This window comes from Cellulosimicrobium sp. EB106-03-01-XG111 (genome assembly GCF_058792115.1).
The window spans coordinates 159995-179568 of record NZ_JBYTEQ010000006.1 but is presented as its reverse complement, the minus strand read 5'-3'; the positions used below and the strand labels follow the sequence as shown (position 1 = coordinate 179568).

Genomic DNA, 19574 nt, shown 5'->3' with positions numbered 1-19574 from the left:
GGGTCAGGCCAGCGTCGAGCCGGTGAGCCGCTCGTACGCCTCGAGGTAGCGCGCGCGGGTGCGCGTGACGACCTCGGCCGGGATCGACGGCGGCGGGGTGTCCGCGGCGCGGTCCCAGCCCGAGGCGGGCGACGTGAGCCAGTCGCGCACGAACTGCTTGTCGAAGCTCGGCTGCGCGCGGCCCGGCTCCCACTGGTCCGCGGGCCAGAAGCGCGACGAGTCGGGCGTGAGCACCTCGTCGCCGAGCACGGTCTCCCCGGTCGCCGGGTCCACGCCGAACTCGAGCTTGGTGTCCGCGAGGATCACGCCGCGATCGCGCGCGATCTCCTCGGCGCGCGCATACACGGCGAGCGTGAGGTCGCGCAGGCGCGTGGCGTCGTCGAGACCGATCTGCTCGGCCACGACGTCGAACGAGACGTTCTCGTCGTGCTCGCCCACCGCCGCCTTCGTCGCGGGCGTGAAGATCGGCTCGGGCAGGCGCGACCCGTCGACGAGGCCGTCGGGCAGCGGCACGCCGCACACCTCTCTGCCTGCGCGGTACTCCACGAGGCCGGAGCCCGTCAGGTACCCGCGCACCACGCACTCGACGGGGAACATGTCGAGGCGACGGCAGATCATCGCGCGGCCGGCGACGACGTCGGGCACGAGGCCGTCACCCGGCACCGCCGAGACCGCGGTCGAGACGACGTGGTTCGGCACGAGGTCCGCGAGCTGCTCGAACCACCACAGGCTGAGCTGCGTGAGCACCACGCCCTTGTCCGGGATGCCGGGCGACAGCACGTGGTCGTAGGCGCTGACCCGGTCGCTCGCGACGACGAGCACGACGTCGCCCAGGGGGTGCACGCCCCCCACGGCAGGCAGGTCCGGGACGTACAGGTCGCGCACCTTGCCCGAGTACGCGTGCGTCCAGCCGGGCAGGTCGAGCGCGGCGGTGTCGAGGGCGTCGGCCTCGCCGAGCGAGAGCGCGGAGCCGGGGTCCTGCGGGGTGGAGGTCACGGCCCCTAGTGTCGCACCATGCGATTCGCACCCGGCCCCGCGTCCACCTCCGGAACCGACTCCGGCCCGTCCCCCGCCCCGCCCGAGGACGGTGACGACGCGGGGCGCGCGACGGACGACCCGCGGGTGCGCGACTTCCTCGCGACGTTCTCGGCCTTCATGGAGACGGCCAACGAGCAGGCGCAGAGGCAGCGGGTGGACGCCGGGCCGTCCGTCGCGGACGTGCTGCGCGAGCACCTGGGCTCCGACCCGCGCGCGATCGCGGTCGTCACCGAGACGGTGTCGACGCTGCGCAGCGTCGACGCGGACGTCGCGATCGAGGCCGTCGTCACGCGTCACGGCGGCGGACGGGTCGTGGGCGTCGGCGGTGGCGAGCAGCGGATGCACACGTCGTTCTCCGAGATCGTCGAGCACTCCGCCCTGTGGCGTCAGTTCCCCGTCGGTGCGGTCGACTACGCGCGTGCGGCGACGGGCCCCGAGAGCGAGCGCCGCACCGTCTCCTTCGGGCTCCACCTCTTCGCGTACGCGGGCACGCCCGTCGCGCTCCTGCAGCGCGCGGCGAACCCGCGGCACGGCAACGAGGGCAGCGTCGAGGTCATGTGCCCCGAGGAGGACGCCGCCCTGTCCCTCCTCGCGGAGCTCCGGGCCGCGATGGTCGAGCACAGCGTGCTGCGCGGCCAGGTCGTGACGTTCACGGCGTCGGACTACGGCGCGCAGGCCGGCGGCATGACGTTCCTGCCCCGGGACCGGGTCCCGGCGACGGACGTCGTGCTCCCGGACGGCACGCTGAGCAGGATCGAGCGCCAGGTGCTCGGCGTCGCGCGGCACCGCACGGAGCTCCTCGCGGCGGGCCAGCACCTCAAGCGCGGCGTCCTGCTCTACGGCCCGCCCGGGACCGGCAAGACGCACACCGTCCGCCACCTGGTCGGCGAGAGCCCGGGCACGACGGTCATCGTCCTCGCGGGCGGTGCGCTGCGGCTCGTCCGGCTCGCCGCCGAGACGGCCCGCGCGCTGCAGCCCGCGATCATCGTGCTCGAGGACTGCGACCTCATCGCCGAGGACCGCTCGTTCCACGACGGCCCGCAGCCGCTGCTGTTCGAGGTGCTGGACGCCATGGACGGCCTCGGCAGCGACTCCGACGTCGCGTTCGTCCTGACGACGAACCGCGCCGACCTCCTGGAGCGTGCGCTCGCGCAGCGGCCCGGCCGGGTCGACCTCGCGGTCGAGATCCCGCTGCCGGACGCGTCGGCACGGCTGCGGCTGTTCGAGCTCTACCGCGGCGACCTGCCGTTCACCTCCGGAGCGCTCGCCGACGCCGCCGACCGCACGGACGGCGTGACCGCCTCCTTCGTCAAGGAGGTGGTCCGGCGGGCCGTGCTGCGCGCGGTCGAGGCCGGGCACGACGTGGGCGACGAGGACCTCCGGTCCGCCGTGCACGAGATGACCGCCGACGCCGAGCGCATCACGCGCTCGCTGCTCGGCTCGTCGCCGGACCTCCTCGACGAGGGGTCGCTCGAGCCCTGACCGGCGACGGCCGTCCTCGGGGGCGTCGGGGCGGGGCGGACCGCCAGCCCGCGCCGATCCTCCCGCCCGCGGCTAGTGTCCCGAGAGGACGACCGTGGGCACGCTCCCCCGCCGTCGGGCGCCCGCTCCGGAACGCCTCCCGCGTGCGCACGTCTCGTCCCGGCTGCGCCGACGGCAGCGGCCGTCACCGGAACGGAGGACGCACCGATGCACCACCCCAGGACAGCACTAGCGGCAGGGCTGGTGGTGCTCGTCGCGAGCGCGGGCCTCGCCGAGACCGCGCGGGCGAGCGCGCCGCCGACGGAGAGCGTCTCCCTGTCCGTGCCCGGCACGGCCCCCGGGCGCACGACGGCACCGGCGACGGACCGCGGTTCCGGCAGCCTGCCGGAGGGGCAGCTGCGCGCGCTCGAGCTCGACCTCGGGCTCGACCCCACGGAGGTCGACGACCGGCTCGCGCTCGACGCCGCGACCGCCACGGTCGAACGCACGCTGAGCGGCGAGCTCGGTGCCGTGTACGCCGGGACGTGGGTCGACGCCGAGGCAGGGACGCCCGTCGTCGCCGTGACCGACCCCGCAGCCGTCGCGGACGTGGAGGCGGCCGGCGCCACGGCCCTCGTCGTGGACCGGAGCCGGGCCGAGCTCGACGACGTCGCGGCGCAGCTCGAGACGACCAGGACGCCCGACGCCGTCCAGGCCTGGTACGTGGACGTCACCACGAACGAGGTCGTCGTCGAGTCGCTCGACCCCGCGGCCGCGGAGGCGTTCGTCGAGGCGTCGGGGACCGACGGGTCCGCGGTGCGCACCGAGGTCGTCGACGCGCCGTACGAGCCGGCGGCGGACGTGCGCGGCGGGGACCGCTACATCTCCCGGGACCCCGGCGGGTGGTCCGGGTCGGCGTGCTCGATCGGCTTCGCCGTCCAGGGCGGGTTCGTCACGGCGGGGCACTGCGGCGCGGCGGGCAAGGAGGTGCTCACCGCGAGCTGGGCGCGGATGGGCACGGTCCAGGCGGCGTCGTTCCCCGGCCACGACTACGCGTGGGCGCGCGTCGACGCCGGGTTCTCGCCCGTCCCGCGGGTGAACGACTACGCGGGCGGCACGGTCGACGTCGCCGGCTCGGCCGAGGCGCCCGTGGGAGCGTCGGTGTGCCGCTCGGGTGCCACGACCGGCTGGCGCTGCGGCGTCATCGAGCAGAAGAACATCACCGTCAACTACGGCACCGGCACCGTCTCCGGCCTCGCGCGCGGCAGCGCGTGCGCGGAGGGCGGCGACTCGGGCGGCTCGGTCGTCTCGGGCGACCAGGCGCAGGGCGTCACGTCGGGGCGCGTCAAGGACTGCTCCAACGGCGGCTCGTTCGTCTACCAGCCCGTCAACCCGATCCTGTCCGCCTACGGCCTGTCGCTCGTCACGACGAAGGGCACGGCGGGCAGCGCCCTCGCGGGGTTGTCGGGGACGGTGAACCGAGACCCCTGGTTCCGCCGGTAGCGACGGTCGCCGGACGCGCCGTCAGCCCGCGGGCGTGACCTCGCCCGCGGCAGCGCGGGCCGCGATGTCGTCGCGGTGGTGCGAGCCGGGGAGCACGATGCGGTCGACCGCCGCGTACGCGCGACGGCGGGCCTCGGCGAGGTCCGCGCCGCGCGCTACGACCGAGAGCACGCGCCCGCCCGCGGCGACGAGGTCGCCGTCGTCCGTGCGCGCGGTCCCGGCGTGCAGCACGTGGACGCCCTCGACGTCCTCCGCCGCCTCGATCCCCGTGATCGGGTCGCCGCCGCGGACGGCGCCCGGGTAGCCGTGCGCCGCGACGACGACGGTGACCGACGCGTCGTCGTGCCAGCGCAGCGGGCCGACCTCGGCGAGCCGCCCCTGGGCCGCCGCGAGCATGACCGCGGACAGCGGCGTCGCGAGGCGCGTGAGCACGGACTGCGTCTCCGGGTCGCCGAAGCGCGCGTTGAACTCGACGACGCGCGTGCCGCGGCTCGTCAGCGCGAGGCCCACGTAGAGCACGCCGACGAACGGGGTGCCGCGCCGCGCCATCTCGTCGATCGTCGGCTGCGCGACGCGCGTGACGACCTCCTCCACCAGGCCGTCGGGCGCCCACGGCAGCGGGCTGTACGCGCCCATGCCGCCCGTGTTCGGGCCCGCGTCGGCGTCGAACGCACGCTTGAAGTCCTGGGCGGGCGCGAGCGGCACGACCGTCGCGCCGTCGCTCACGCAGAAGAGGGAGACCTCGGGACCGTCGAGGTACTCCTCGACGACGACGCACGGGTCCTCGGGCGTGCCGTCCGCCGCGCGGCGGGGCGTCGCGAAGCACGCGGCGGCGTGCTCGAGCGCGGCCTGGCGGTCCTCCGTGACGACGACGCCCTTGCCCGCGGCCAGGCCGTCGTCCTTGATGACGTAGGGCGCGCCGAACGCGTCGACGGCGGCCGCGACCTCGTCGACGTCGGTGCACACGTGCGCGAGCGCCGTGGGGACCGACGCGGCGGCCATGACGTCCTTCGCGAACGCCTTGGACCCCTCGAGCCGCGCGGCCTCGGCGCTCGGCCCGAACACGGGGACGCCGGCCTCGCGCACCGCGTCCCCGACGCCGGCGACGAGCGGCGCCTCCGGGCCGACGACGACGAGTTCGACGCCCAGGTCCGTCGCGAGCGCGGCCACCGCGGCGCCGTCGTTCTGGTCCACCGCGTGCAGCGTCGCGAGGTCCCCGATGCCCGGGTTCCCCGGGGCGGCGTGCAGCTCGTGGCGCTCCGCGCCCGGGCGGTCGGCCTCGTGCGCGAGGGCGTGGACGATGGCGTGCTCGCGGGCACCGGTCCCGACGACGAGGATCTTCACGGGCGCCGAGTCTACCGAGACGGCCCGGACGCCCCGCGGGGCGTCCGGGCCGTGGTCGGCTGGCGTCGCCGGCTCAGTGGATGAGGTCGTGGCGCGGGATGATCGCGTCGCGGCTCGGGCCGACGCCGATCGCGGAGATCCGCGTGCCCGACATCTCCTCCAGCGCGTGCACGTAGCGCTGCGCGTTGACCGGCAGGTCGTCGAACGTGCGGGCGCCGGAGATGTCCTCCCACCAGCCGTCGAGCTCCTCGTAGATCGGCTTCGCGTGGTGGAACGCCGTCTGGTCGAGCGGCATCTCGTCGTACCGGACGCCGTCGACGTCGTACGCGACGCAGACCGGCACCTTCTCGAAGCCGGTGAGGATGTCGAGCTTGGTGAGCACCATGTCGGTGATGCCGTTGACGCGGGTCGCGTAGCGAGCGATGACCGAGTCGTACCAGCCGCAGCGGCGCGCGCGACCCGTCGTGACGCCGTACTCGCCGCCCTGCTTGAGCAGGTACTCGCCGTTCGCGTCGAACAGCTCGGTCGGGAACGGGCCCTCGCCCACGCGCGTCGTGTACGCCTTGATGACGCCGATCACGGAGCTGATGCGCGTCGGTCCGACGCCCGAGCCCGTGAGCGCGCCGCCCGCGGTCGCGTTGGACGACGTGACGAACGGGTACGTCCCGTGGTCGACGTCGAGCATCGTGGCCTGCCCGCCCTCGAAGAGGACGTTCTTGCCCGCGTCGAGCGCCTTGTTCAGCTCGAGCGCCGTGTCCGCGACCATCGGCTTGAGCCGGTCGGCGTACTGCAGCAGCTCGGCCACGGTCTCGTCCACCGTGATGGCGCGGCGGTTGTAGACCTTCACCAGCAGGTGGTTCTTCTGGTCGAGCGAGCCCTCGATCTTCTCCGCGAGGATCTTCTCGTCGAACAGGTCCCAGATGCGGATGCCGACGCGGTTGATCTTGTCCGCGTACGCCGGCCCGATGCCGCGGCCCGTCGTGCCGATGCGACGCTTGCCGAGGAACCGCTCGCTCACCTTGTCGATCGTGCGGTGGTAGCCGGCGATGACGTGCGCGGAGCCCGAGACGAGCAGGCGCGAGACGTCGACGCCGCGCGAGATCAGGTCGTCGAGCTCCTGGAACAGCACCTCGATGTCGACGACGACACCGTTCGCGATGACCGGCGTGACCCCCGGGGACAGGATGCCCGACGGCAGCAGGTGGAGCGCGTACTTCTCGTCCCCGATGACGACCGTGTGGCCGGCGTTGTTGCCGCCGTTGAACTTGACCACGTAGTCGACCCGGGACCCGAGGAGGTCGGTCGCCTTGCCCTTGCCCTCATCGCCCCACTGGGCACCGACGAGCACCACGCCTGGCATGGAATCCCCACTTTCGCACTGCCTGTTCCTCGGGCCGGTCATGGTCGTGGGCGCGCACCGGCGTCCGGAGCGGAGCGGGCACGGGGTGCCCGACGGCGCCGGGCCCGCGGGCCCGAGGCGTCACCCGGGCGGCAGAGACCCGGGGACCGGCGCCGAGTTTACCGGTCGGATGACGGAAATTGACCTTCGAGACGTCTATCGACCGCGTCACGCCCGGGATGGGCAGAATGGCCTCATGAGCGACACGCACGCCAACCTCCTCGGCGGCCCCGCACCGGTCCGCCTCCCCGACGACTACGCGCACGTCCGCGACGCCATCGCGGCCGACGGCGACCCGTACGAGATCGCGGGCCGCTCGCCCGCGAGCTCGCTCGCGTGGGCCTACCTCGCCGAGGACTTCCTCCACGAGAACGGCTCGCGCGGCGCGGTGACGGCCTACGCGTTCGCGCGCACCGGCTACCACCGGGGCCTGGACTCGCTGCGGCGCGCCGGCTGGCGTGGCCAGGGCCCGATCCCGGCCGACCACGTGCCGAACCAGGGCTTCCTGCGGGCGCTCCTGGCCCTCGCCGAGTGCGCCGCGTACCTCGGCGAGGTCGAGGAGGCGGAGCGCTGCGAGCAGTTCCTGCGTGACGCCGGGACCTCGGCCGACGAGGTGCGTGCGCTGCGCTGACCGGCCGCGCGTCCGCCCGGCGAGCACCGGGTGGGCGCGCGACGCACCCGGGCGGCGTCTAGAGTCGTGGGCATGATCGAGATCGCCACGTCCCCCGCGACGACGACCCTCGTCATCGCCGGAGACCTCGATCTCGCCGAGCGCGACCAGTTCCCGGAGATCGCGGCACGCGTCGTCGGGCTGCGCCGTCAGCTCCTCGTCATCGACATGTGCCGCGTGACGTTCATGGACTCCACCGGCGCGGCGTTCCTCATCTCGCTCGCCGACGCCGGTCGCAAGCGCGGCGGTGCGACGGTGCTGCGCGGCTGCGACGACCGGGACCTGTTCGTCCTCGAGGTGTGCGGAGCGCTCGAGCTGTTCCGCATCGACAACGACCACCGCTGCGAGCCCGCGACGCCGCCGTCCGGCTTCGCCAAGGTCGAGCCCCCGGCCTGACGCCGTCGGGCCGCCCTACCGCCCCGAGGGCCGCAGGGTCGCCCACACGAGCTTGCCCGACGCCGTCGGGCGCCATCCCCAGTCGGCGAGCCGCTCGACGATCTGCATGCCGAAGCCGCCCATGCGGTTCGGGTGGCCGTCCGTCGGGACGGGCGGCGCCGGGTTGGAGTCCTCGACCTCGACGCGGATCCCGTCGCCCGTGTCGAACAGGCGCAGCGCGAGGTGGCCCCACCCGTGCAGCACGCCGTTCGCGACGAGCTCGGAGACGACGAGCTCCGCGTTCGCGCTCTCCCGCACGCCCCACGCCTGGCACGTGCGCACGACGGCGTGCCGCGCGCGCCCGATGGACGCTGGCTCGCTCGGCAGGAGCCAGCGACGGCTGCGCGGGCTCAGCACGACCGCGGACGCGTCCCGCTGCGGGTCGGGGATGCGCACGACGACGAGCGCGACGTCGTCCTCGGGGGCGTCGGCCAGGCGCGACAGGAGCTCCTCGCCCACGCCCGCGGCGTCGACGGCCGTGACCGCCTCGGACGCCGCCACGAGCGCCTCCAGGCCGACCCGCAGGGCGCGGTCGCGGCGCTCGATGAGGCCGTCGGTGTAGAACACGAGCGTGTCGCCCGGCAGGAGCGTCGCGACGCCCGTCGAGCGGCTGCGGCCACCGAAGCCGACGAGCGCTCCCCCGGCGTCGTCGAGCTGCGTCACGGTGCCGTCGCGCAGCAGGAGCGGGGGCAGGTGGCCGGCGCGCGAGTACTCGATCCGCCACGCGTCCTCGGGCTCCGCGGCGTCCGGCTGCGTGAGCGCCGCGTACACGAGGCTCGCGGACCGCGGGATGCGCATGCCCTGGACGAGCTGGTCGACGCGCTCGAGCACGGGGCCCGGCGTCGTGAGCTCGTACGCGTACGAGCGCACCACCGAGCGGAGCTGGCCCATGGCGGCCGCCGCCTCGACGTCGTGCCCCACGACGTCGCCGATGACGAGGCCGACGACGTCCGGCGCGATCTGCAGGACGTCGTACCAGTCACCGCCCACCTGGGCGTGCTCGGAGTTCGGCGCGTAGTACGTCCACACGTCGAGGCCCGTGACGTCGGCCTGCTCGGGGAGCATCGCGCGCTGGAGGGTCTCGGCGAGCCGGTGCTCGCGCGCGTAGAGGCGCACGTTGTCGATCGCGGTCCCGGCCCGGCGGGCGATGACCTGCAGCAGCGTGCGCACGCCCTCGCGGGCCTCCGCGTCCGTGCCGAACCCCTGCGGCGGGGTGTCGGGAAGGTCACCCGTGACGAGCAGGCCGAGGATGCGCCGCCGCCCGGGGACGGCGGACACCGTCACGGACCCCGGCGGCCGCGCGAGACCGGAGAGCCGGTGGTGGAGGTCGCGCTGGAGCCAGCCCGAGGCGGACCACTGCGGGTAGGTGGCGGACAGGTCGAGCGTCACCGGGCCCTCGATGCGCCCGTCGAGCACGTCCTGGACGCGGTCGGGCACGTCCACCCGGACGCGCGGCACCGAGCCGGTGACGGCCGCCGAGTCGCCGAGCGCGTCGGTCGTGTGCGCGCCGGGGGCCAGGGGCAGGACGCCGGGCGTGTAGCGGCCGTGCCGCTGGCCGCGCCCGCTCGGTGGCGCCGCCGTGTCGACGCCCTCCGCGTACCGCAGGCCGTCGTCGTTGAGGTAGAAGCCCGCCCAGTCGACGACGTACCCGGCGAGCAGCGCCGTGATGTCACGCAGCGCGTACGGCTGGTCGAGGTCCGCGAGGAGGTCGGAGCTGCGGGAGACGACGTCGAGCACCGCGCGCTCGCGGCGCTCGAGCGCGAGCGACGCGACCTGGGCCGCGTACCGCTCGAGGTGCTCGGAGACGTCGACCTGCGCTCCGACCCAGTGGGTCACCGTGCCGTCCGGGCCCGTGAGGGGCGCGAGCGAGAGCTGCGTCCACACCGCCACCCCGTCGCGACGGAAGGTGCGCACCGTGTAGGTGAGCTCGCGCTCGTCGGCCACGGCGGAGCGGAGCTGCTGCGCGTCGACGGGGTTCGCGAGGAGCGACTCGAGGACCTGAGGACTGCGGCCCAGGACCTCCGCGGCGGTGAACCCGGTCTGTCGCTCGAACGCGCGGTTGACCCAGACGATCGACATCTCCGACGATCGTGGGCCCGTGACGAACATCGCGACCCCGGTCGCGTCCATCGCGCGCGTGCACAGCTCCTGGACGTGCGCGGGCAGGTCGGTGCCGAGCCCCGGCGAGCTGCCCATCGTCACCTCCGACGGTCCGAGCGTCGATCGTCTGGAAACGGACGCCACGGTCGCGTTACTGTCCCGACTGGACATTCAACCGTAGATTGGTGCTTCCCGAGACCGGAACCGGTCCGGACCACGCCAGAGAGGAGCGCCGGTGCGCGAAGGTACACCCCCGGCCGCAGACCGTCCGGTCGGCGTCGCCGGCGACCCCGCAGGAGCGGGCGACCCCGCGAGCGTGCACGTCATCGTGGGCACGACGCGAGCACGCATCGTGCTCTCGGGCGAGATCGACGCCGACCTCGGCGCCGACCTCCAGGAGGCGACCGCCGCGGCGGAGGACTCCGGCCTGCCCGTCGAGATCGACGCCCACCACGTGACCTTCATGGACTCGTCGGGCGTGGCGTTCCTCGCCCGCCTCGCGTCACGCGGCCCGCACCGCGTGCGCGTCCTCCGTGCCCCGCCCACGGTGCGGTTCCTGCTCGAGGTGACCCGGATCGGGGAGCTGCTCGACATCGTCGACGTGGACCCCGGCTTCGACCTCGACGAGCCCCCCGGCAACGGCGCGGGCAGCACCGACTGACGCCCGCGGCCGCGCCCGCCCGCGGCCGCAGCACGACGAAGGCCCCCGGTCCTCACGGACCGGGGGCCTTCGTGCGACGCGGGCCCGGAGCGAGCGCCGGGCCGTGCGGCGTCAGCGGATCTTGTTGCCCGCCGAGCGCAGCTGCTGCGACGCCTCGATGATGCGCGCGGCCATGCCGGCCTCGGCCAGCTTGCCCCAGGCGCGCGGGTCGTAGGCCTTCTTGTTGCCGACCTCGCCGTCGACCTTCAGGACGCCGTCGTAGTTCGAGAACATGTGGCCGACGACGGGGCGCGTGAACGCGTACTGCGTGTCGGTGTCGATGTTCATCTTGATGACGCCGAAGTCGACCGCCGCCGAGATCTCCTCGGCCGTGGAACCGGAGCCGCCGTGGAAGACCAGGTCGAACGGGTTCTCCTTGCCGACCTTCGCGCCGACGGCCTCCTGGATCTCCTTGAGGATCTCCGGGCGGAGCTTGACCGCACCCGGCTTGTACACGCCGTGCACGTTGCCGAACGTGAGGGCCGTCAGGTAGCGGCCCTTCTCGCCCGTGCCGAGCGCCTCGATCGTCGCGAGGCCGTCCTCGACCGTCGTGTAGAGCTTCTCGTTGATCTCGGCCTCGTGGCCGTCCTCCTCGCCACCGACGACGCCGACCTCGATCTCGAGGATCGTGCGCGCCGCCTGCGAGAGCTCGAGCAGCTCGGCCGCGATGGTGAGGTTCTCGTCCAGCGGGACGTCCGAGCCGTCGTACATGTGCGACTGGAACGTCGGCAGGCCGCCGTTCTTCACCTGCTCGGCCTCGATGGCCAGGAGGGGGCGGACCCAGGAGTCGAGGTTCTTCTTGACGCAGTGGTCGGTGTGGATCGCGATCTGCACCGGGTAGTTCTTCGCGACCTCGCGCGCGTACGCCGCGAGGGCGAGCGAACCGGCGATGCGGTCCTTGACCGTCGAACCCGAGCCGTACTCGGCGCCGCCCACGGAGACCTGGATGATGCCGTCGGACTCGGCCTCGGCAAAGCCCTGGAGCGCGGCGGTGATCGTCTGCGACGAGGTGATGTTGACGGCCGGGTAGGCGAACGAGCCTGCCTTCGCCCGGTCGATCATCTCGGCGTAGACCTCGGGGGTTGCGATGGGCATGCGGAGCTCCTGTGGAGTCGTGCGGGGTGGACTGTCAGGTCAAAGTCTGGCATGGATGACAGCGCGAGGTCAGGGCCGTTCGACCTGTGGTCCCCCGATGACCACGCCTCTACCTCGGCGGCCCGGCCGGCCCCAGGTGCTGCTCCGCCCACGCGTGCAGCGCGATCGCGCCCGCGGCTCCGGCGTTGATCGAGCGGGTCGACCCGTGCTGCGTGATGTGGAGCACCGCGCGGCACGCCGCGACCGCCTCGGGGGTCAGCCCGGCTGACTCCTGGCCGAGAAGCAGCACGCACGACGCGGGCATCGCGTAGCCCTCGATCGGCACCGACCCCGGGACGTTGTCGACCCCGAGGAGCGGCAGGCCCTCCCCCGCGGCCCAGCCCGCGAGCTCCTCCACCGACGCGTGGTGGTGCACGTGCAGGTAGCGGTCCGTGACCATGGCGCCGCGGCGGTTCCAGCGTCGCCGCCCCACGACGTGCACCCCGGCCGCGTTGAACGCGTTGGCGGTGCGGACGACGGAGCCGATGTTGAGGTCGTGCGCCCAGTTCTCGATCGCGACGTGGAGCCGACGGGCCGGGTCACGACGCGCGTCGAGGTCGGCGACGACGGCCTCGACCGTCCAGTAGCGGTAGGCGTCGACGACGTTGCGGCGGTCGCCGTGCGCGAGCAGCTCGGGGTCGTACCGGGGGTCGAGCCGCGTCGCCCCGGGCGGTCCGGCGGGGTCCGGGACGCGGGGCCACGCCTCCGGGCCGCCGGGCCACGGGCCGACGCCGACCTCGCGCTCGGCCGTCCCGCCCGGTCCCGCCGTCCCCGCGCTGCTCGCCATGGCGCACATTCTGCCGGGACCCGCAGGTCCGTCGTCGCCGGATCTCCACGGCGGGTGCACACCGACCGCCGGGCCGCGCGGCCCCGCCCGGCTACGCTGGTGACCCGTGAACACCCTCGCCGAGCTCGCCTCCGCCCTCCCGGGGGCCGCGCACGCCGCGGGCCTCGGCGCCGCCGGACCGGTCGCCGCCCTGGGCCCGGACTGGATGGACCCGATGACGCTCATCGAGCGCTTCGGTGACGCCGCGCTCGTCGGGATCGTCGTCGTCATCTTCATCGAGACGGGCCTGCTCTTCCCGATCCTGCCCGGCGACTCGCTGCTCTTCACCGCGGGCGCGCTCGTCGCGCAGGAGTCGCTGCAGATCAGCCTGCCCGTCCTGCTCGTCCTGCTGTTCGCCGCGGCGTTCCTCGGCGACCAGACGGCGTACCTCATCGGACGCACCGTCGGGCCCAAGGTGTTCGACCGGCCCGACTCCCGGTTCTTCAAGCGCAAGTACATCGACCAGACGAACGCCTACTTCGAGAAGTACGGCGGCCGGACGATCGTCATCGCACGGTTCGTGCCCATCGTGCGCACGTACGCCCCCGTCGCGGCGGGCGTCGGCAAGATGCACTACCGGCACTTCGTCGGGTTCAACGCGCTCGGCGCCCTGCTCTGGGCCGTCGGCCTCACGTGGCTCGGCTACCTCCTGGGGAACATCACGTTCGTCAAGGAGAACATCGAGGCGCTCGTGCTCCTCATCGTCCTGCTGTCCGTGCTGCCCATGGTCATCGAGGTCTGGCGCGGTCGGCGGGCGGAGAAGCGGGCCGCGGCGCTGGAGGCGCAGATCGCCGCCGACGCCCACCAGAACGGGGTCGCGGAGGACGCGACCGCCGTCGGCCAGGCCGACACGGACGGGAAGGACGCCTGACATGACACGAGAGATCACGAGCTGGCTCACCGACATGGACGGCGTGCTCGTCCACGAGGGCCACGCGATCCCCGGCGCCCCGGAGTTCGTGCGCGCGCTGCGCGACAAGGGCCGGCCGTTCCTCATCCTCACGAACAACTCGATCTTCACGGCGCGCGACCTGCGGGCGCGCCTCGCGACGTCGGGCATCGACGTGCCGGAGGAGTCGATCTGGACGTCGGCGCTCGCGACCGCGCAGTTCCTCACCGACCAGATCCCCCAGGGCAGCGCGTACGCCGTGGGCGAGGCCGGGCTGACGACGGCGCTCTACGAGGCCGGCTACACGCTCACCGAGTCCGACCCGGACTACGTGGTGCTGGGCGAGACCCGCACGTACTCGTTCGAGGCGATCACCAAGGCGATCCGCCTCGTGCTGGGCGGGTCGCGGTTCATCTGCACCAACCCCGACACGACCGGTCCGTCGCAGGAGGGCCCGCTGCCTGCCACGGGCGCCGTCGCGGCGATGATCACGTCCGCGACGGGCCGCAAGCCGTACTTCGTGGGCAAGCCGAACCCGATGATGTTCCGCTCGGCGCTCAACCGCATCGACGCCCACTCCGAGACGACCGCGATGATCGGCGACCGGATGGACACCGACGTCGTCGCGGGCATCGAGGCGGGCCTGTACACCTACCTCGTCATGACCGGGTCCACGAGGATGGCCGACGTCGACCGCTACCCGTTCCGGCCGAGCAAGGTCGTCGACTCCGTCGCGGACCTCGTCGACCTCGTCTGAGGACACGCCGGGCCGGCCCGGCCGGCCCCCCGGGAGCACCGCACGCACGACGACGCCCGGTCACCTCGTGGTGACCGGGCGTCGTCGTGCGGGGACCGGGTCAGGCGGCCGCGGCCACCTCCGCGCGGCCTGCGCGGCGGCGTCGGACGGCCACCAGTGCCGCGCCGGTGAGCAGCAGCGTCCCGGCCAGGAGCGCGAGGCTCCCGGCGTCGGAGCCGGTGGTGGCGAGCGCACCCGAGTAGGCGTCGCACTCGACGTCGCCGCCGACGGGAAGGCTGACCGTCACCGGCGCGAGCGCGGTGCCGGCCTCGTAGAACCCGGCGAACGCCTTCGCGCCGGCGGCCGTGAGGGTCGCGGGGGCGCCGCTCCACGTGATCGTGGAGCCCGACGTGGACTTCTTCCCCGACAGGTCGAGGCTCGCGAACGCCACGCCGGTCGACGAGGACTTCTTGCCCTCCATGTCGCTGCTCTGCACGTCGACCACGAGCGTGCCCGACGACCCGTCCACGACGACGCGCGGGTTGCTGATCCGCAGGTCGAGGATGCCCTCGTGCCCGGAGAACGACACCGAGCCGCCGAAGCTCGCGCGGCCCTTGCCGAGGTCCGTGTTGAACGAGCCCTTGCCGCCGCTCCACGTGAACGCCGAGCCGCCGTCCCGCACACCGTCCGTCGAGACCGAGCCCTTCGCGATCGGGCCGGTGACGTACGACCGGAACCGGTCGCTCACGCCCCACGAGAGGGTCGCGCCGTGGACGCCCTGGGCGAAGCACTGCTCCGCCGCGCTGCCCGACCCGGTGCCGGTGCCGGTCGTGCCGGCACCGACGATCGTGAGGGGCGCGGACGCCGTGTGGCCCGCACCGACGAGGAGCAGCGTGTGCTCGCCCGGCGCGACGTCCTTCGGGATCGTCACGGTCGAGGTCGCGGCACCGCCCGCGTTCGCGGTCGTGCCCGTCGCGAGCGTGCGCGGCGTCGAGCGGAGCTCCGTACGGATGCCGGTCTCGCCCGCGCCGAACCCGACGCCGCTGATCGTCACCTCGTCGCCCGGCCGTGCCTGCGCCACCGAGAGCGTCGCCCTGGCCGGGTCCACCGACCCGCCCGTCGAGCCGTCACCCGGGGCGCCGATGGTGCCGCCGCCCCCGGGCGCGGTCGCCTTGGCGCCGACCGTGAACGTCACCGGGTCGAGCGCGGTACCGGCCGGGTAGAAGCCGACGAACGCGAGCGAGCCGTCCGCCGTGAGCGTCGCGGCCGCGTCCCGGAACGTCACGGCCCCGTCCGCGCCCGTCGTGGGCGTGCCGAGCGCGAGCGTCGCGACGGCGACGCCCGTGCGGTCGAACGTCGAGCCGTCCAGCCCCGTGGAGCGCGCGTCCGCGAGCAGGCGACCCGTGCCGGGGCCGGTGATCTCGACCACCGGGTTCGACAGGGTGAGGTCGAGCGCGCCCGCGTGGCCGGTGAAGCGGACCGTCCCGGTGTACCGGGCCGTCCCCCGACTGCTCGCCGCGGTCCACGTGCCGCCGTCGGCCTGGCCGAAGCGGAAGACGCCGTCGACGACGCTCGCCCCGTCCGTCGCCGTCGCGCCGCCCTTCGCGACCGGGCCCACGATGTAGCTGCGGAACGACTCCTTGACGCCCCACGTGAGGCTGCCGGCCGTCGTCGGCGCCGGGGTCACCGGCGTGGCGGTCACCGCGACCGTCACCGGCGCGGACGTCGAGCCGCGGTAGGCGGTGGCGTCCGTGGGGACGAAGGTCGCGCTCAGGGCGTGCGAGCCGACGGCGAGCGGGGCCGTCCGGAACGTCGCGGCACCGTCCGTGACGGTCGCGGTGCCCAGGGTCGTGCCGCCCTCGACGAACCGGACCGTGCCGGCCCCCTTCGGCGCGACCGTCGCGGTGAGCGTCACCGCCGTGCCCTCGACGACCGACGTCGCCGACGACGCGAGCGTCGTCGTGGTCGCCTTCGCCTCGCCGCCGGGGACCGGGGCGGTCACGGTCAGCGTGGTGCTGCCGGTCAGGCCGAGCTCCGACGTGACGACCACGGGGACGGACCCGGCGGGGGTGCCGGCGGGGACCGTGAGCACGAGCGTCGCGCCGTCGCGGGAGTACGACGCCGGGGCGCCGCCGAACGTCACGGCCTTGATCGCGTCGTCCGCGCCGAGACCGCGCACCGTGACGCGGACCGTCGAGCCGGCCTCCACCGTGGTGGACGCGGGCGTGACGGTGAGCGTGCCCGGTGCGTCGTACGCGACGGGGACGAAGAGCTCCTGCGCGGCGTTGCTCACGCCGCCCGCGCCGTAGGTGTAGACGCCGTAGCGCCCGCCCTCGAGCGCGGCGGGGTTCTTCACGACGAGACGCGCCTCGAACGTGCCGTCCGGCGTGATGTCCGTCCACTGCGCCCGGACCACCGACTGGTACTGCGCGGGGACCTGGTCGAGCACGGGCTCGGCGAGGGCCCACGCCTGCGAGCCGACCTTGCGGTTCGACGACGCGGCGCCCTCGGACGGCCGCCACTGCTCGGCGAAGCTCCCGAACACGACGTAGGTGCCCTGCGGGAGCGTCGCCGGGATCGGGACGCCGCGGCCGCCGACGTTCGCCGCCGGGTCGAAGCCGGTGCCCCGGACGACGATCGTGTCCCCTACCGCGACCGGGGTGTCGCCGAGCGGCGTCGTGCCGTCCGCGGCGAGCACGGTGATCTCGGGCGTCCACTCGGGCGCCTCGGGCTCGGTCGTGAATGCGACGGGCGCGTACAGCTCCTGCGCGGCGTTGACCGTGCCGCCCGCGGCGTACGTGTACGCGCCGTAACGGCCGCCCTCGCGCCCGAGCTCGCTCGCGACGAGCTCGGCGGTGAACGTGCCGTCCGGCGCGAGCTCGGCCCACTGCCCGCGGATCGCGGACTGGTAGCGCGGGTCCACCTGGTCGAGCGCCGCGGACGAGAGGGCCCACTGCTGCGAGCCGGCCGTGCGCGCGCTCGACGGAGCGCCCTCCGACGGGCGCCAGTCGGCCGCGAAGCTGCCGAAGACCACGTAGGTGCCCGCGGGGATGCCCCCGGAAATGGGCGGACGGTTGCCCGCCGGTGCGACGTTCGCGTCCGGGTCGAAGCCTGAGCCCTTGACGACGATCCTGTCGTCCGGGCGGACGGGCGCGTCTCCGAGCGGTGTCGTGCCGTCGGCGGCGTAGAGGGTGATCTGCGGCTCCCAGACCGGCTCGGGCGCCGTGCTGCCCTGGACCGCGACGGGCGTGAACGTGTCGAGGCTGCGGTCGGTCACCGAGAGGCCGTGCGCGGCGGAGGTCGCCACCACGTACTGCTTCGCCGGGTCGAGCTTTCCTGCCGGGACGGTCAGCGTCGTGGTGAACGCGCCGTCGCGCACCTGCTGCGGCATGACCCAGCCCTGGGCGAGCCAGCCGCTCGCGACGAGCGGGCCGCTGCCGTCCCAGATCGCGGCGTCGCCGAGGAGCACGTACGCGCCGTTCGCGGCGCCCGCGCCGACGAACCCGGTGCCCGAGATCGTGAAGGTGTTCTCCACCGCCGGGTCGACGGGCGTCGACGGCGACACCGTGACGGCCGGCTCGACGGCGGGCTCCGGCTCGGGCTCCGGTTCGGGCTCCGTGGCGGTCACCGTGTGCGCGACGGCCGCGGAGGCCGAGGCGACGAACGCGGCCGGGTCCGCGGGCGTGAAGGCGGCGCTCAGCTGATGGCTGCCCGCGGCGAGGGTCGTGGTCTCGAGGCGCGCGACGCCGTCGGCCACGGCAGCGGTGCCGAGGGCGGTGCCGCCGTCGCGGAACTCGACCGTGCCCGCGGCGGCGGGCGCGACGGTCGCGGTGAGCGTCACCGTCGCCCCGGCCGCGGACGTGCCCGCGGGCGCCGCGACGAGCGTGGTCGTCGTCGCCTGCGCGGGCGCCACCGGCTCGGGCGACACGACGCGGGCGGTCAGGGTCGACATGGGCCTGCCCGCGTACGACGAGAAGTACGGCGAGACGTTCCCGAGCGTCCCGACGACCGTCCCGTCCGCCACGAACGTGACCTCGTCACCGGCTCGCGTCGCGGACACCGTGACGTCGGCGACCTTCACGTCGTTCCCCGCGCCAGGGTTGACGGTGCCCGCGAAGTCCGCGTAGACCGCGCCCGTCGTGGGGCCGGTGAGGTCGAGCCGCACGTCGGAGATCGTCACGTCGAGCGCGCCGTGGTGGCCCTCGTACCGGGTCGAGCCGCCGAGACGGACGGAGCCCGTCCCGGACGCGTCGTCGTAGCTGCCGGACGCGGGGCCGTAGGACGCCTGGCCGCCCTGGAGCGGGGGGGTGATCGCGCCCTGGGCGATGCCGCCCGTGACGTACGACGTCCACGAGTCGACGAAGTTCCAGGTGGCCGACCCGCCGGTCACGTCGGCCGCGGCCGCCTGGGCCGGGGCGCCGGTGCCGGCGACGGTGAGGCCGGCGGCGAGCGCCGCGGCGAGGAACGAGGCGAGGGCGCGTCGGACGCGTCTCGACGATGAAGTGCGCACAAGGTCTCCCGTGCTGGTCCGGGCGAGGTCCCGGCGGGGAGCGGGACCGAGAAGGGAGCGTGCTCACGCTCCGTCGTGACGGACCATATAAGGGTCGCCTCACCAAAGCAAGGTAAGCCTGACCTATCGAGATGTGACGCGCGCCTCGTCGCACGACGACGCCCCGCGACCCAGGAGGCCGCGGGGCGGTGCGCCGCGTCGAGCGGCGGGAGACGGAGCGGAGGAGCTCAGGCGAGACCCAGGTCCTCCAGGCTGAACAGGTAGTGGTACGGCACGCCGAGCGCCTCGATCTTGGCGCCCGCGCCCGTGGCCCGGTCGACGATCGTCGCGACGCCCGCGACCTCGCCCCCGGCCGCGCGCACGGCCTCGATCGCCGTGATCGGCGAGCCGCCCGTCGTCGTCGTGTCCTCGACCACGACGACGCGCCGGCCCGCGACGTCGGGGCCCTCGATCTGGCGCTGCATCCCGTGCGCCTTGGCCGCCTTGCGCACCACGAACGCGTCGAGGTCCTGGCCGCGGGACGCGGCGGCGTGCAGGAGGGCGTTCGCGATGGGGTCGGCGCCGAGCGTCAGCCCGCCCACCGCGTCGATCTCCGCCGTGCCGAGCCCCTGCTCCTCGAGGAGGTCGAGGAGCTGGTGGCCGATGAGCGGCGCGGCGCGGTGGTGCAGCGTCACGCGGCGCAGGTCCACGTAGTAGTCCGCCTCCTTGCCCGAGGAGAGCGTCACGCGGCCGTGCACGACGGCGAGCTCGCGGATGAGGCCGAGCAGCTGCTCGCGGGGGGTCGAGGCGAGCGTCGAGGCGGGGTCGGTAGTCACGACCGCCAGGGTAT

Annotated in this window: 15 protein-coding genes; 7 read left to right on the top strand and 8 right to left on the bottom strand. The window is 74.3% G+C overall.

Features of this window, described 5'->3' with window-relative positions; all coding sequences use genetic code 11:
- Positions 1-3: 3 nt before the first annotated feature.
- Entirely contained in the window at positions 4-918 is a 915-nt protein-coding gene (locus tag AC3WT4_RS07890) for a phosphoribosylaminoimidazolesuccinocarboxamide synthase (protein WP_492315214.1), read from the bottom strand.
- A 96-nt stretch (positions 919-1014) separates the two neighbouring features.
- Here AC3WT4_RS07890 and AC3WT4_RS07885 point away from each other — a divergent pair, with 96 nt between their 5' ends.
- Both AC3WT4_RS07885 and AC3WT4_RS07880 read left to right on the top strand, forming a co-directional pair.
- Positions 1015-2520 carry an AAA family ATPase gene (locus AC3WT4_RS07885; protein WP_083384974.1) on the top strand — a complete coding sequence of 502 codons (1506 nt, stop codon included), beginning with the start codon at positions 1015-1017 and terminating at the stop codon, positions 2518-2520.
- 207 nt (positions 2521-2727) lie between these two features.
- The gene (locus AC3WT4_RS07880) at positions 2728-4002 is read left to right on the top strand and encodes a S1 family peptidase (RefSeq protein ID WP_492315182.1); all 1275 of its coding nucleotides are present in this window, start codon (positions 2728-2730) and stop codon (positions 4000-4002) included.
- 21 nt (positions 4003-4023) lie between these two features.
- Here the strand turns inward: AC3WT4_RS07880 and purD are convergent, their stop codons facing one another.
- Together purD and AC3WT4_RS07870 are read right to left on the bottom strand one after the other, a co-directional pair.
- Positions 4024-5346 (bottom strand): phosphoribosylamine--glycine ligase, encoded by a 1323-nt coding sequence (gene purD / locus AC3WT4_RS07875; RefSeq protein ID WP_492315181.1) that lies wholly within the window; start codon positions 5344-5346, stop codon positions 4024-4026.
- 73 nt (positions 5347-5419) lie between these two features.
- Positions 5420-6706: an adenylosuccinate synthase gene (locus AC3WT4_RS07870; protein WP_021482868.1), complete on the bottom strand. Its 1287-nt coding sequence runs from the start codon at positions 6704-6706 to the stop codon at positions 5420-5422.
- Positions 6707-6941: 235 nt separating this feature from the next.
- Here AC3WT4_RS07870 and AC3WT4_RS07865 point away from each other — a divergent pair, with 235 nt between their 5' ends.
- Positions 6942-7376, top strand: a complete 435-nt coding sequence (locus AC3WT4_RS07865) for a DUF3151 domain-containing protein (RefSeq protein ID WP_074805353.1) — start codon at positions 6942-6944, stop codon at positions 7374-7376.
- 72 nt (positions 7377-7448) lie between these two features.
- The gene (locus AC3WT4_RS07860; RefSeq protein ID WP_043653881.1) at positions 7449-7811 is read left to right on the top strand and encodes an STAS domain-containing protein; all 363 of its coding nucleotides are present in this window, start codon (positions 7449-7451) and stop codon (positions 7809-7811) included.
- 15 nt (positions 7812-7826) lie between these two features.
- Here AC3WT4_RS07860 and AC3WT4_RS07855 read toward each other — a convergent pair whose 3' ends face one another.
- On the bottom strand, positions 7827-10046 hold the full coding sequence (locus AC3WT4_RS07855) for a SpoIIE family protein phosphatase (RefSeq protein ID WP_257417086.1): 2220 nt from the start codon (positions 10044-10046) through the stop codon (positions 7827-7829).
- Positions 10047-10185: 139 nt separating this feature from the next.
- On the opposite strand from AC3WT4_RS07855, the gene AC3WT4_RS07850 reads away from it, so the two are divergent.
- Complete coding sequence (locus AC3WT4_RS07850; protein ID WP_425457988.1) at positions 10186-10611, top strand: STAS domain-containing protein; 426 nt, start codon at positions 10186-10188, stop codon at positions 10609-10611.
- Positions 10612-10722: 111 nt separating this feature from the next.
- On the opposite strand, the gene fbaA is transcribed toward AC3WT4_RS07850, so the two are convergent.
- Together fbaA and AC3WT4_RS07840 are read right to left on the bottom strand one after the other, a co-directional pair.
- On the bottom strand, positions 10723-11745 hold the full coding sequence (gene fbaA, locus AC3WT4_RS07845; protein ID WP_074805350.1) for a class II fructose-bisphosphate aldolase: 1023 nt from the start codon (positions 11743-11745) through the stop codon (positions 10723-10725).
- A gap of 109 nt (positions 11746-11854) precedes the next feature.
- Positions 11855-12580 (bottom strand): TrmH family RNA methyltransferase, encoded by a 726-nt coding sequence (locus tag AC3WT4_RS07840; RefSeq protein ID WP_492315180.1) that lies wholly within the window; start codon positions 12578-12580, stop codon positions 11855-11857.
- 97 nt (positions 12581-12677) lie between these two features.
- On the opposite strand from AC3WT4_RS07840, the gene AC3WT4_RS07835 reads away from it, so the two are divergent.
- Both AC3WT4_RS07835 and AC3WT4_RS07830 read left to right on the top strand, forming a co-directional pair.
- The gene (locus tag AC3WT4_RS07835) at positions 12678-13481 is read left to right on the top strand and encodes a VTT domain-containing protein (protein WP_074805344.1); all 804 of its coding nucleotides are present in this window, start codon (positions 12678-12680) and stop codon (positions 13479-13481) included.
- A gap of 1 nt (position 13482) precedes the next feature.
- Positions 13483-14256: an HAD-IIA family hydrolase gene (locus AC3WT4_RS07830; protein ID WP_108051200.1), complete on the top strand. Its 774-nt coding sequence runs from the start codon at positions 13483-13485 to the stop codon at positions 14254-14256.
- A 100-nt stretch (positions 14257-14356) separates the two neighbouring features.
- On the opposite strand, the gene AC3WT4_RS07825 is transcribed toward AC3WT4_RS07830, so the two are convergent.
- Both AC3WT4_RS07825 and pyrE read right to left on the bottom strand, forming a co-directional pair.
- Positions 14357-18745 carry an HtaA domain-containing protein gene (locus AC3WT4_RS07825; protein WP_492315179.1) on the bottom strand — a complete coding sequence of 1463 codons (4389 nt, stop codon included), beginning with the start codon at positions 18743-18745 and terminating at the stop codon, positions 14357-14359.
- A gap of 227 nt (positions 18746-18972) precedes the next feature.
- Positions 18973-19560, bottom strand: a complete 588-nt coding sequence (gene pyrE / locus AC3WT4_RS07820) for an orotate phosphoribosyltransferase (protein ID WP_492315178.1) — start codon at positions 19558-19560, stop codon at positions 18973-18975.
- Positions 19561-19574: the final 14 nt, after the last annotated feature.